Genomic DNA, 11,413 nt, shown 5'->3' with positions numbered 1-11,413 from the left:
CCGGAAGCTAAGACCCACAGCGCCGATGGTACTGCATTCGAGAGGATGTGGGAGAGTAGGACACCGCCGGACAACACCAAAAACAGGTCGAGGCCCCACACCACACGGTGCGGGGCCTCCCTGCATTAACCCCACAAAACACAACACGGCCACCCCTACCAGGTGGCCATTTTCGTTTAATGCCAACAACTACTCAGCCGGCGGGACTGGAAGTGTTGCCGGCGGGCACTTCGAGCCATTGCCAGGGGCTGGGGGAGACCAATGGCGGGCTGGAGGGGTAAGGTTGCGGGATGTCGAACCTGTTTTCCCACGCCCATGAACCTGACTATGTAGCTCCCCATGAATCGGAAGAGTTTGAAGAGTCGATTGTCCTTGGAGTTCCTGCGAACGAGGCCTTCGATGGCTTTACCGACGGCATCCATCTCTGGTGGCCGGTCGCCGAGCAGAGCGTAGCCGGCGAGGCGAGTCATGTCGCCATTCTTCGCGACCACCTGGTGGAAGAGGCCGACGATGGAGAAGAAATCATCTGGGCTGATGTGGCGGATTGGGAGGCGCCGGAGTTCCTGCGGCTTCATTGGACCCTGGGCCAGTCCCAGCACGGATCCTCGGATGTCGACATTCACTTTGAAGATGCGGGGGAGGATCGCACTCGAGTGAGGATCCTTGCCATGCGTCCGGTCCCCTCGAGCGACGGTGCCGGGGACGACTTTGTTTGTGATTGGTCACTTATCCTCTCCAGATACGCCAGATTCATGGGTGGAGCGCTCAAGCTCGACTAGACTGGTGGATGGACCATTTCGTCCAAGGATTTTTTTGTAAAGATCATCAATAGTGAAGAGCGGCTGTTACTGTGCCAGTTGGTGCGCTCAAAGGTTTAGGAGTCGACATGGCTGAGCATTACGAAGGCAAGCGCGAGGACAGCTCTCGCGGACGCGGCGACAACGCAGGCAAGGGCCGGCCCTACACCGAGCGTCCCGCGACGAACGATCGCCAGCCTGCCCGTCCCTACACGGAGCGCACCGGCCAGTCCGGCCGCCCCTACGGTGACCGCGACTCACGTCCGGCCCGCAGCAACGACCGCCCTGCATACGGCAACCGTGATGACCGCGGTGGCCAGGGCGGCCGTCCCTACGGTGACCGTGACTCACGCCCGTCATACGGTGACCGCCCGGCGCGCAGCAACGACCGTCCCGCATACGGCAACCGTGATGACCGCGGTGGCCAGAGCGGCCGTCCCTACGGTGACCGCCCGGCGCGCAGCAACGACCGTCCCGCATACGGCAACCGTGATGACCGCGGTGGCCAGGGTGGCCGTCCCTACGGTGACCGTCCGGCGCGCAGCGATGATCGCCCGTCCTACGGCGACCGCGACAACCGCGGTGCAGACCGTCCCATGGTCAATGGACGCCGCGAAGACCGCAAGCCTTTCGGCGAGCGTGACAACCGTGGTGGCCAGGGTGGCCGCTCCTTCGGCGACCGCGATTCACGCGCGTCATACGGCGACCGTCCGGCCCGCAGCAACGATCGCCCGTCATACGGCGACCGCCCCGCGCGCAGCAACGACCGTCCCGCATTTGGCAACCGTGATGACCGCGGCGGCCAGGGTGGCCGCCCCTATGGTGATCGTCCGGCGCGCAGCAACGACCGCCCGTCATACGGTGACCGTCCGGCACGCAGCAATGATCGCCCGTCATACGGTGACCGCAACGACCGCCCCGCATACGGCAACCGCGATGACCGCGGTGGCCAGGGTGGCCGCTCCTTCGGCGACCGCGACTCGCGTCCGTCATACGGTGACCGCAACGACCGTCCGGCACGCAGCAATGATCGCCCGTCCTACGGTGACCGCCCGGCGCGCAGCAACGACCGCCCGAGCTACGGCGACCGCAACGACCGCCCGGCACGCAGCAACGACCGTCCCGCATATGGCAACCGCGATGACCGCGGCGGCCAGGGTGGCCGCTCCTACGGCGACCGCAACAACCGCCCGGCCCGCAGCAACGACCGCCCGGCTTACGGCGACCGTCCTGCCCGCGGCAACGACCGCCCCAGCCACGGCGCACGCGAAGACCGCGGCCCCCGCGTGGCACCGGAGCGCAATGCAGCCGACCTGCGCAGCTCAAACCGCCCGGACCGCGACCGTTCACCGGAAATCGACCCGGATGTAACGGGCGAGGAGCTCGACAAGGTGACGCGCGCCCAGCTGCGCATCCTGGACTCACGCAACAACGAGTGGGTTTCCAAGCACCTGGTCATGGCCGGCCGCCTGATCGACTTCGTTCCCGAGCTTGCCTTCGAGCACGCCCTGGCCGCAAGCCGCCGCGGTGGCCGCCTGGCCTGTGTCCGCGAAGCTGTCGCCATGACCGCTTACGCCGCCGGCAAGTACGGCGAGGCCCTGCGTGAACTGCGCACCTTCCGCCGCATCAGCGGTTCCAATGTGCACTTGCCGCTCATGGCCGACTGTGAGCGCGGCCTGGGCCGTCCCGACCGCGCACTGGAACTGATCAAGTCCGAGGAAGCCGAAACCCTGGACACCGCCGGCAAGGTGGAACTGGCCATTGTGGAATCCGGTGCCCGCGGCGACCTCGGCGAGATGGACGCAGCACTGTCCGCCCTGGAAATCCCGCAGCTGGACATGAACCGCGCCTTCTCCTTCAGCCCCCGCCTGTTCCGTGCCTACGGCATGGTCCTGCGTGCCGTTGACCGCAAGGACGAGGCCAAGACGTGGGAGCGCCAGGCCCTCGTGGCCGAGGAAGCCCTCGGCATCGACGACAGCACCGACCAGATCATCATCGACCTGGGCGACGACGAGGACATCCCGCTGGACTCCCCGCGCGTCCGCGTTGCCGATGTCATGGCAGCACCCGTGGCCCCGGCCATGAACGACGCCGACACCCTGGCAGCAGCCGAGCTCAGCCCGGCCAATGCCGAGGTCGGCCAGGACGACGAAGACAACGTGGATGACGCCGAGTCCTCCTACTTCGAGTCCGACGATGCAGAATCGGATGAAGACAGCGCCGAAGAAGCCGAAGAAGACAACGCTGACCAGCACAACGACAGTGACAACTGACATCTTGCTGGACACATTCGACGCGGTATTGGCTGACCTGGACGGCGTGGTTTACGCCGGTCCGCACGCCATTCCGGGTGCCATTGACGCCTTGGCCGGCCTGGCCGGCCAAGGCGTCAAGCTGGCGTACGTGACGAACAATGCCTCACGTACGCCGGCCCAGGTGGCCCAACACCTGCGTGACCTCGGCGCCCCCGCGGACGACGACCAGGTAGTGAGCTCGGCCCAGGCCGGTGCCGCCCTCCTGGCACAGAAAGTCCCCGCGGGCAGCAAGGTCATGGTCACCGGTTCCAAGGCCCTGGCCCAGGAGGTTGAAGCCCTCGGCATGGTTGTCGTGGACAGCGCCACCGACGCGCCCGACGCCGTCATCCAGGGCTTTGACCCCGGACTGGGCTGGTCGGACCTCGCCGAGGCCACCTACGCCATCAACGCCGGCGCCCTCTGGATCGCCACCAACACCGACTGGACCATTCCCCGCGAACGCGGCATCGCCCCCGGCAACGGGACCCTTGTCGCTGCGGTGCGCCGCGCCGTCGGGCATGACCCGCTCGTTGCAGGCAAGCCCCAGGCGCCGCTGTTCCACACCGCCGCCAACCGCCTGGGCTCCAGCAGCCCCCTGGTGGTCGGCGACCGGCTCGACACAGACATCCTCGGCGGCAACAACGCCGGCATGGCCACGGCCCTGGTCCTGACGGGCGTCGACTCGGGCGAGACTGCACTGCAGGCCTGCACTTCACAGCGCCCCGCCTTCATCATCGACACCCTGGGGGAGCTGTACCAGCCCTACCCCGTGGTGGAGTTCGACGGCGTCACGGCCAGCTGCGGTGCCGCTGCCGCGACCGTCGCCACTGACCATGCAGGGGAGTCGACCCTGCAGATCACCGGCGACCCCGCCGACACCGACGCCTGGCGTGCGGCCTGTGCCGCATGGTGGCACGCCGTCCCCGAAACGGAGCAGCCCACCAACCCGGCCATCGCCTGGCTGGGGGAGCAGCCGTGACGGGGCAGCCCACGGGCGATCCCGCCGTCGACGCCCTCGTGGCCCGCGCCGCGCAGGCCGGCCAGCTCCCGGTGGGGGACCACAAAGAGCTGTACGCCACCGTCTTGGCCGGCCTGGAAAGCGAACTCAACGCGGACCCTGCGGCTGCACTTAAAGGAGTATCCCAATGACCCGTTTGGACCAAGAACTGGTCAACCGTGGCCTTGCCCAGTCACGGACCATGGCCGCCACGTTCATCAAGGCTGGCCGGGTCAGCGTTGACGGCATCACCTCAGCCAAGGCCTCGCACCCTGTCACGGAGCTGACGCCGCTGGAAGTGGCCCCGGGGACTGAAGAGGACTACGTCTCCCGTGCCGGCCACAAACTGGCTGGTGCCCTGGCGCACTTCCCGCAGGTCAGCATTGCCGGCAAGCGCTGCTTTGACGCAGGCGCCTCAACAGGGGGCTTCACTGACGTTTTGCTGCGCAACGGTGCCGCCAAGGTTGCCGCCGTGGATGTGGGGCACGGCCAGCTGGTTGAGTCCCTGCGCAACGATCCTCGTGTGGAAGTCTACGAGGGCCTCAATATTCGCTACATGCACCCCGAGGACATGGGCGGCGCAGCAGACCTCACGGTTTGTGACCTGTCCTTCATCTCCCTTACCAAGGTCATGGCACCCTTGACCTTGGCCACCAAGGAGGGCGGCGAGTTGCTGCTCATGGTCAAGCCCCAATTTGAGGTGGGCAAGGACAACTTGGCCCGCACAGGTGTTGTCAGCAGTGAGAATGAGCGACGCCGGGCAGTGGCCCTGGTTGCCCATTCCGCCGTCGCCAATGGCTTGCGCCTGCAGGGGATCGGCACCAGTTCCCTGCCCGGCCAAGAGGGAAATGTTGAGTATTTTCTGCTGGCCCAACGCGTAGTGTCGGAGGCTGCGCATAAGATCGAAGAACAGGACGGCGCTGTGGACAGGCTCCTGGCCCAGCTCTGGCCCTGAGCCAGGCTGCACAGCACCTGAGTGCACTGACATCCGGCCAGGAATTGAAGAGGAACACCACATGACACGGCGCGTCTTGATTCTGGCCCACACCGGCCGCGAAGAGTCGATGCTGGCCGCCCTTGAGGCGTGCGTTGAACTCCATGCCAACAACATTGTTCCCGTCATGTACGCCGAGGAACTGGCCGACATGACCGGCTACCTGGGCGTCTCCGGCGTCCGGATGGAAATCCTGGACCGCGACGTGACCCTGGCCGACATTGAGCTGGTCATGGTCCTGGGCGGGGACGGAACCATCCTTCGCGCCGCCGAGATCGTCCGCGACTTCGACGTCCCCCTGCTCGGGGTGAACCTGGGGCACGTGGGCTTCCTGGCCGAAAGCGAACGCGAGGAACTGATCCAGACCGTGGCCGCCGTCGTCGAGCGCAAGTACTCCGTGGAGGAACGCATGTGCCTTGACGTGGTGGTCAAGGTCGCCGGCAAGGTCGTGGCGCACACCTGGGCGCTGAACGAGGTGGCCCTGGAAAAAGGCAACCGCGAACGCATGATCGAAGTTGTCACAGAGGTGGACGGCCGGCCCCTGACCTCCTTCGGCTGCGACGGCGTGGTCATGGCAACACCCACCGGCTCCACGGCCTACGCCTTCTCCGCCGGCGGCCCCGTGGTGTGGCCCGGTGTCGAGGCCCTGCTCATGGTCCCCATCAGCGCCCACGCCCTCTTCGCCAAGCCCCTGGTGGTCTCCCCGTCCTCCACGCTTGCCGTGGAGGTACTCACGCGCAACGGCGCCTACGGCGTCATCTGGTGCGACGGCCGCCGCACGGTGGACCTGCTCCCCGGCGCCCGCATCGAGGTCACCCGCTCGCCCAAGCCGGTCAAGCTGGCCCGCACGCAGCAGTCAACCTTCTCCGAGCGCCTGGTGCGCAAGTTCGAGCTGCCCGTCCAGGGCTGGCGCGGGCCCACCGTCGAGGAATCCGCCACACCCACCACGCAGCTGCCCATCATCAAGACACCCAAGCCGCGCACCAGCCTGGAGGGCCCGCCCAACGGACCCGTGCCCCCGGTCCCGGACCTGAGGTTCCCGCCTTCTGAAAGCAGCTACTCCGGCACCACCGCGTTCTACGGTGAGGAGGGCAAATGATCGAGGAAATCCGCATCCGCGACCTCGGGGTCATCTCCGAATCGACCCTCCCGCTGGGCCCGGGCCTGAGCGTGGTCAGCGGTGAAACCGGCGCCGGAAAGACCATGGTGGTGACGGCCGTGGGCCTGCTGCTGGGCAACCGCGCAGACGCCGGGGCCGTGCGCAACGGCGCCAAGACCGCCTCCGCAGAGGCCACAGTGGTGCTGCCCGCCAACCACCCCGCCCTGGTTCGGGCCCTGGAGGCCGGTGCCGACATTGACGAGTTCGACGGCGGCGCGCAGCTCATCCTGGCCCGCACCGTCAACGCCGACGGCCGCAGCCGGGCCCACGTGGGCGGGCGCAGCGCCCCCATTGGCGTGCTCAACGAATTGGGCGAGGCCCTCGTGGCCGTGCACGGGCAGTCCGACCAGATCCGGCTGAAGAACCCCTCGGCGCAGCGGGTGGCACTGGACAAGTTTGCCGCCGAGGCACACAAGGGATTTTCCGCCACAATCGGCAACTACGGCACCGTGTTTGAACGCTGGCGCGCCATCCGGGCCGAGCTGGCCGAGCTGCGCTCCGCCAGCCGCGAACGCCTGCGCGAGGCAGAGTCGCTGACCACGGCGCTGGCCGAGATTGACGCCGTCGAACCCCTGCCGGCCGAGGATGAGATCCTCAAGGCCCAGGCCGTGAAGCTGGGCAATGTGGAGGAACTGCGCAAGGCCGCCCTTGGCGCGCACGAGGCCCTCAGCGCCGCCGACTACGGCGACGGCGTGGATGCGGCCGCCCTGGTCGATACCGCGCGTCGCCTGGTGGAAACCGTGGCCGACGCTGACGAGGAGCTTGGGCAACTGACCAAGCGGCTCGCCGAAGTGGGCTACCTGCTGGCCGACATCGCCCGCGACCTGGCCAGCTACTCCACCTCCCTTGACTCGGAGGGGCCCGGACGCCTGGCCGAGGTTGAGGACAGGCGCGGCGAGCTGGCCGTGCTGGTGCGCAAATACGCGCCCAGCATTGACGGCGTCATCGAGTGGGCCGACGCCGCCAGAATCCGGCTGACGTTGCTCAGCGACGATTCCGGCAGGATTGAAACCCTTGAAGCGGGGGAGCTGGCCGCACTGGCGGAACTGGAAACCCTGGCCGCCCAGGTCACCACGGCGCGCAAGAGTGCCGCAGCCAAGCTGTCCAAGGCCGTCAGCGCGGAGCTGAAGGCATTGGCCATGCCCGATGCAAGGCTCGTCATAGAGGTCTCCCCGGCCGACCGTGGACCGCATGGCGAGGATGACATCGCCTTCCTGCTGGCCCCGCATGCCGGGGCACTGCCGCGCCCGCTGGGCAAGGGTGCCTCCGGCGGTGAGCTCTCCCGCGTCATGCTGGCACTTGAAGTGGTGCTCGCGGCCGTGGACCCCGTCCCCACCTTTGTCTTCGACGAGGTGGACTCCGGCGTGGGCGGAAAGGCAGCCGTGGAGATTGGCCGCCGCCTTGCCATGCTGGCCGAGCATGTCCAGGTGCTCGTGGTCACCCATCTGCCCCAGGTGGCGGCGTTCGCGGACCAGCACATCCTGGTCACCAAGAGTTCTGTGAGTAAAAACTCAACAGGAATCACCACCAGCAACGTCAAGCTTTTGACGCACGATGAACGGGTTGTGGAACTGGCCCGGATGCTTGCAGGGCAGGAGGATTCAGCGACAGCGCAGGCCCACGCCAAGGAATTGTTGGCACAGGCTGCGCGGCCTGCCCGGTAGGCGGTGAACGGCCGGGGCGAAAACAGCTGCCGTCCGCGAAGAAATATTGGCTCATTAGATGATAGGCTCGAATCCCGTGGTGCAACGATCAAATTCCCGGTTCAGTGGTCAGTCCAAGACGACCAAACACATCTTCGTCACCGGCGGAGTCGCGTCCTCGCTCGGCAAGGGACTGACGGCTTCCAGCCTCGGTCACCTTCTCCGTGCACGCGGCCTGTCGGTCACAATGCAGAAGCTCGATCCCTACCTCAACGTGGATCCGGGCACAATGAATCCCTTCCAGCACGGAGAAGTCTTCGTCACTGACGATGGCGCCGAAACCGACCTGGACATTGGCCACTACGAGCGCTTCCTGGATGAAAACCTTGAAGGCTCCGCCAACGTCACAACGGGCCAGGTGTACTCCACCGTCATCGCCAAGGAACGCCGCGGCGAATACCTGGGCGACACAGTGCAGGTCATCCCGCACATCACCGATGAGATCAAGCGCCGCATGCGCCTGCCCGCCGAGGGCCAGAACGCCCCCGACGTCATCATCACCGAAATCGGCGGCACCGTGGGCGATATTGAGTCCCAGCCGTTCCTGGAGTCCGCACGCCAGGTGCGCCAGGACATTGGCCGCAACAACGTGTTCTTCGCGCATGTCTCGCTGGTTCCCTACATCGGACCTTCCCAGGAACTGAAGACCAAGCCCACGCAGCACTCCGTTGCCGCGCTGCGCTCACTCGGCATCCAGCCCGACGCACTCATCCTGCGTTCGGACCGCGTGCTGCCCGACGCCATGCACGCCAAGATCGGCCGTGCCTGCGACGTCGACGTTGAGGCCGTCATCGGCTGCCCCGATGCCCCCAGCATCTACGACATCCCCAAGACCCTGCACGCCCAGGGCCTTGACTCCTACATCGTTCGTTCCCTGGACCTGGCGTTCAAGGACGTCGACTGGACCAAGTGGGACCAGCTGCTGGAAGTGGTGCACAACCCCGCGCACCACATCGAAATTGCCCTGGTGGGCAAGTACATCGACCTGCCGGATGCCTACCTGTCCGTGACCGAGGCCCTGCGTGCCGGCGGCTTCGCCAACGCCACCAAGGTCAAGATCCGCTGGGTCCCCTCCGATGACTGCTCCACCGAGGCCGGTGCCCGCAAGGAGCTGGAAGACGTCGATGCAATCTGTGTCCCGGGCGGCTTCGGCATCCGCGGACTCGAAGGCAAGCTGGGCGCACTCAAGTTCGCCCGCGAAAACCAGATCCCCACCCTTGGCCTGTGCCTTGGCCTGCAGTCCATGGTCATTGAGTACGCGCGCAACGTGGTGGGCCTGGAAGGCGCCTCCTCCTCGGAGTTCGACGACAACCCCACCTACCCGGTCATCGCCACGATGGAAGAGCAGCTGGACATCGTTGACGGCAAGGGCGACCTCGGCGGCACCATGCGCCTGGGCCTCTACCCGGCCGTGCTGACCGAAGGTTCCGTCATTGCCGAGACCTACGGCACCACGGACGTCTCCGAGCGCCACCGCCATCGCTACGAGGTCAACAACAAGTACCGCGAGCAGATTGCCGAAGCCGGGCTGGTGTTCTCAGGAACCTCACCCGACGGCAAGCTCGTGGAATTCGTTGAACTGCCCCGTGAGGTGCACCCGTACTACGTCTCCACCCAGGCACACCCGGAACTGAGCTCTCGCCCCACCCGGCCGCACCCGCTCTTTGCCGGCCTGGTTGCAGCAGCGCTGGAACGCCAGAACGCAACCCGCCTGCTGGAGCTCTAGATGCAACGCCTTGGTGCACCGGGGGCCGCGGAAGGTCCGGCCGACGCCGGCCACGTGGCACATCCCATTGCCGATGAAGACAGCAAAAGGGAGCTGCATTCGCAGTCCACGGTGTACCAGGGCCGCATTTGGAACGTTGTTTCAGACACCTTCTCACTGGGGCCCGGCACGGACCCGCTGACCCGGGACTACATTGACCATCCCGGGGCGGTGGCCGTGGTGGTCCTCAACGAGGAAAATCAGGTGCTGCTGCTGAGGCAGTACCGCCACCCCGTGCAGATGAACCTGTGGGAAGTTCCCGCCGGACTGCTGGACGTTGAGGGCGAGGACTTCGTGGCCGGCGCCGCGCGCGAGCTGGCCGAGGAGGCCGACCTTGTTGCGGCGCAATGGCACGTGCTGAGCGACTTCTTCAACTCACCCGGATCATCCAGTGAGGCCATCCGCATTTACCTGGCCCGGGGCATCTCCGATGTGCCCGAGGACCAGCGGCATGTGCGCACCGACGAGGAAGCCGAGATCGAGTTCGCCTGGGTCGATCTCGAAGACGCCGCGGCGGCTGTGCTCGCCGGGCGCATCCACAACCCGTCCGCCGTGGTGGGCATCCTTGCCGCGGCCCACGCCGCGCTCACCGGCTTCGCCGGGTTGCGCCCCGGCGACAGCCCCTGGCCGGAACACCCGGCCCACCGCCCGCGGTGACAGCAACCGGGGGCACGGCCGCGCCCGCAGCAGATGCGGCGCCGGCAGTGCCCACGGCCTTGACCCGCGCCATCGCCGACTACCTGGTCCACGTCGGCGTGGAACGCGGCTTGGCCGCCAACACCCTGGCCGCCTACCGGCGCGACCTGCGCCGCTATGAAGCTTTCCTGGCCGCAGAGGGCGCAACTGCCGTTTCCGCCATCACCCGCCGCCACGTTAGCGGCTTTGCCCAGTCTCTCGCCGACGGGGCCGACGGCGGCGCCCCCCTGGGCCTGCGCTCCGCTGCCCGGACCATTGTCTCCGTACGCGGCCTGCACCGCTTCTGGGCCCTGGAGGGCCTCAGTGACACAGACCCCGCCGCCGACGTGCACCCGCCGCAGCCCGGCCGCCGGCTGCCCAAGGCCATCAGTGTCCACGACGTCACCCGCATCCTGGAAACGGCCCACACCGACACCCCCACGGGGCTGCGCGACGCCGCCATGCTGGAATTCCTGTACTCCACCGGCGCCCGCATCAGCGAGGCAGTGGGCCTTGAAGTCGATGACCTGGTGCTGGCCGGGGAAGCGGGGGAGGGTCCCTCGCTGGTGCGCCTGTTCGGCAAGGGTTCCAAGGAACGCATTGTCCCCATTGGTTCGTATGCCCTGCGGGCGCTGGATGCGTACCTGGTGCGCGGCCGCCCTTCTCTCGTCGCCAAGGGCGGCGGAACACCGGCCCTGTTCCTGAACGCCCGCGGCGGACGCATCAGCCGGCAAAGCGTGTGGACCATCCTGAAGACCGTCGCCGAGGCTGCCCGGGTTGAGGCCGACGTTTCCCCGCACACCCTTCGCCACTCCTTTGCCACCCACCTCCTGGAAGGCGGGGCGGACGTGCGTGTTGTGCAGGAATTGCTGGGCCACGCCTCCGTGACCACCACCCAGGTCTACACGCTTGTCACTGCCGAGACCCTGCGTGAGGTCTACGCGGCCGCACACCCCCGCGCCCTGGGCTGAGTGCTCCCGGTGGTCGAGCTTGTCGAGACCTAGGCGTCGAGCTTGTCCCCGGTGGTCG

Annotated in this window: 10 protein-coding genes; all 10 read left to right on the top strand. The window is 66.9% G+C overall.

Annotation, left to right across the window (positions count from 1 at the left end):
- The first annotated feature begins 290 nt into the window (after positions 1-290).
- The 10 genes from PCK14_RS15505 (at position 291) to xerD (ending at position 11,355) form a co-directional block, all read left to right on the top strand.
- Positions 291-779: a hypothetical protein gene (locus tag PCK14_RS15505; RefSeq protein ID WP_269939413.1), complete on the top strand. Its 489-nt coding sequence runs from the start codon at positions 291-293 to the stop codon at positions 777-779.
- A gap of 107 nt (positions 780-886) precedes the next feature.
- Positions 887-3,070: a hypothetical protein gene (locus tag PCK14_RS15500; protein ID WP_269939412.1), complete on the top strand. Its 2,184-nt coding sequence runs from the start codon at positions 887-889 to the stop codon at positions 3,068-3,070.
- Positions 3,060-4,070, top strand: a complete 1,011-nt coding sequence (locus PCK14_RS15495; RefSeq protein WP_269939411.1) for an HAD-IIA family hydrolase — start codon at positions 3,060-3,062, stop codon at positions 4,068-4,070. Before PCK14_RS15500 ends, PCK14_RS15495 begins: the two co-directional genes overlap by 11 nt.
- Positions 4,067-4,240, top strand: coding sequence for a hypothetical protein (locus tag PCK14_RS15490; RefSeq protein WP_269939410.1), 174 nt, complete (start codon positions 4,067-4,069; stop codon positions 4,238-4,240). Before PCK14_RS15495 ends, PCK14_RS15490 begins: the two co-directional genes overlap by 4 nt.
- Positions 4,237-5,043 carry a TlyA family RNA methyltransferase gene (locus PCK14_RS15485; protein ID WP_269939409.1) on the top strand — a complete coding sequence of 269 codons (807 nt, stop codon included), beginning with the start codon at positions 4,237-4,239 and terminating at the stop codon, positions 5,041-5,043. The genes PCK14_RS15490 and PCK14_RS15485 overlap by 4 nt, the downstream gene beginning before the upstream one ends.
- 61 nt (positions 5,044-5,104) lie before the next feature.
- Entirely contained in the window at positions 5,105-6,181 is a 1,077-nt protein-coding gene (locus PCK14_RS15480) for an NAD kinase (RefSeq protein ID WP_269939408.1), read from the top strand.
- Entirely contained in the window at positions 6,178-7,905 is a 1,728-nt protein-coding gene (gene recN / locus PCK14_RS15475; protein WP_269939407.1) for a DNA repair protein RecN, read from the top strand. The genes PCK14_RS15480 and recN overlap by 4 nt, the downstream gene beginning before the upstream one ends.
- A gap of 58 nt (positions 7,906-7,963) precedes the next feature.
- On the top strand, positions 7,964-9,670 hold the full coding sequence (locus PCK14_RS15470) for a CTP synthase (RefSeq protein WP_269939406.1): 1,707 nt from the start codon (positions 7,964-7,966) through the stop codon (positions 9,668-9,670).
- Entirely contained in the window at positions 9,671-10,366 is a 696-nt protein-coding gene (locus tag PCK14_RS15465; protein WP_269939405.1) for an NUDIX domain-containing protein, read from the top strand.
- Entirely contained in the window at positions 10,363-11,355 is a 993-nt protein-coding gene (gene xerD, locus PCK14_RS15460) for a site-specific tyrosine recombinase XerD (protein ID WP_269939404.1), read from the top strand. Before PCK14_RS15465 ends, xerD begins: the two co-directional genes overlap by 4 nt.
- The last annotated feature ends 58 nt before the right edge of the window (positions 11,356-11,413 follow it).

This window comes from Arthrobacter sp. HY1533 (assembly GCF_027568515.1).
Classification (GTDB): Bacteria; Actinomycetota; Actinomycetes; order Actinomycetales; family Micrococcaceae; genus Specibacter.
Note: the sequence above shows the minus strand (reverse complement) of the source record. Positions and strands in the feature narration are given on the sequence as shown.